Source organism: Myxococcus eversor, assembly GCF_010894455.1.
Classification (GTDB): Bacteria; Myxococcota; Myxococcia; order Myxococcales; family Myxococcaceae; genus Myxococcus; species Myxococcus eversor.
On the sequence record NZ_JAAIXY010000060.1, the window covers coordinates 1 to 2253 of the forward strand.

The 2253-nt window shown below is 66.8% G+C and carries 1 protein-coding gene; it reads right to left on the reverse strand.

Annotation, left to right across the window (positions count from 1 at the left end; genetic code table 11):
- The coding region (locus tag G4D83_RS45100) for a condensation domain-containing protein (RefSeq protein ID WP_163871150.1) at positions 1–2253 on the reverse strand (2253 nt) is incomplete at both ends.

The following is a 2253-nucleotide window of genomic DNA, read 5'->3' on the forward strand; positions in this document are numbered from 1 at the left end:
CCCTCGCGGACGAGCAGCGAGCCCAGCTCTTCCAAAGACAGCGAGTGAGGAGGAGCGAGGACGAGCTTGGAGCCGTGGAGGAGGGCGCCCCAGATTTCGAGGGTGGAGGCGTCGAAGGCGACGGGGGCGGCGTGGAGCCAGACGTCGGAGGCTCCGAAGGAGATGAAGGAAGAAGAGACGAGGCGAGTGACGCCGCGGTGAGGGACGCAGACACCCTTGGGCTCGCCCGTGGAGCCGGAGGTGAACATGACGTAGGCGAGGTCATCCCCCGTCACGGCACCTGCGAGAGGAGAAGAGGGCAGCCGCGCGATGCGAGAAGCCTCCTCATCGATGACGAGGAGGACGGCGCCGAAGGCCGGCAAGTCGTCGACGACGTCGGAGTGGGAGAGGACGACGCCCGCAGCGGACTCGCGAAGGACGAAGGCGAGACGCTCGGAAGGCCAGGCCTTGTCGAGAGGGACGTAGGCGGCCCCCGCCTTGAGGATGGCGAGGAGGGAGACGATGAGGTCCGCGGAGCGGTCAAGGCGGACGGCGACGCGAGAGCCCGGAAGCACACCCAACGAGCGCAGGTAGTGAGCGAGTTGGTTGGAGCGCGAGTCGAGCTGGGCGTAGGAGAGCGACTCCTCGCCGGAGACGACCGCGACAGCGTCGGGCGAGCGAGCAGCCTGCTGAGCGAAGAGGGAGTGAATGGACGCGTCGCGCGGGTAGGCGGACGTGGTGCCGGTCCACCCGGTGAGCACCTGCTGCTTCTCGGGGGCGGACAGCAGGGAAAGCGCGCTCAGCGATTGCTCGGGCTGAGAGACCGCGGCCTCGAGCAGCGCGGAGAAGTGACGGAGCAGTCCCTGCATCGACTCCGCGTCGAAGAGGTCGGTGTTGTAGTTGAGAACACCCGACAGTTGCTCCGCCTCATCGAACAGGAGGCTGAAGTCATACTTCGAGGTGTTGATCTCCGCCTGAATCGGCTTGAGCACCAGTCCGGACAGCGCGAGTGACGCCTCGGGGGCGTTCTGGAGCGTCAGTGTGACCTGGAAAAGAGGGCTACGACTGAGGTCGCGCTGAGGCTGGAGTTCCTCGACGAGCTTCTCGAAGGGGACGTCCTGGTGCTCGTAGGCGGCCAGCGTGGACAGGCGCACCTGCTCCAGCAGTTCACGGAAGGACTGGCTGCCATTGATGCGTGCACGCAGGACGAGCGTGTTGACGAAGAAACCGATGAGGCCTTCGGTTTCAGCGCGGTTGCGATTGGCGATGGGCGAGCCAACGGAGATGTCGTCCTGGCCCGAGTAACGAGAGAGCAGGAGCTGGAAGGACGCCAGCAGCACCATGAAGGGCGTGGCGCCCTCACGCTGGGCAAGGGTCCTCACTGCCTGCGTCAGTTCACGCGACAGCTCGATAGGCAGCACCGCGCCGCGATACGTCTGAACGGCGGGCCGAGGCCTGTCGGTGGGCAGCTCGAGCGAAGTAGCGGCCCCGGCGAGTTGGGTGCGCCACCAGTCGATTTCCGAGGCGAGGACGTCGCCCTGGAGCCACTGTCGCTGCCAGACGGAGAAGTCGGCGTACTGGATGGGCAGAGGCGCGAGCTGGGCGGCCTCGCCACCGGAGAACTGGCGGTAGAACGCCGCCAGCTCGCGGACCATGACGGCGATGGACCAACCGTCGGACGCGATGTGGTGGACGGTGACGAGCAGCAGATGCTGCGCCTCATCGAGGCGGACGAGCGACGTGCGGACGACGGGGCCACGAGCCAGGTCGAACGGACGCAGGGCTTCGGCCGAAGCCAGACGTTGGGCCTCTGCATCGCGCTCCTGCTCGGGCAAGGACGAGAGGTCGACGAGAGGCATCTCCAGCAGGAAGTCCTGCTGGATGAGCTGAACGGGCTGGCCTTCGTGAACGGAGAAGCGGGTGCGCAGGGCCTCGTGGCGCTGAGTCAGCGCACGGAGGGACTGGAGCAGCGCCTCCGAGTTGAGTGCGCCGGAGAGCTTGAGGACCCAGGGGATGTTGTAGGCGGAAGAGCCGGGCTGGAGCTGGTCGAGGAACCAGAGGCGCTGCTGGGCGAAGGAGAGGGGCAGCGGCTGGGCACGGTCGACAGGGACGAGAGCCGGCTGGCGAGACGAGGAGCCGTGGAGCAGCTCCAGCCGCTCAGAGAGAAGCGCGACGGTGGGCGAGGAGAAGAGCTCACCGAGGGGCAACTCAACGTCGAAGGTGGAGCGGATGCGAGAGACGACTTGAGTGGCGAGGAGGGAGTGTCCGCCCAAC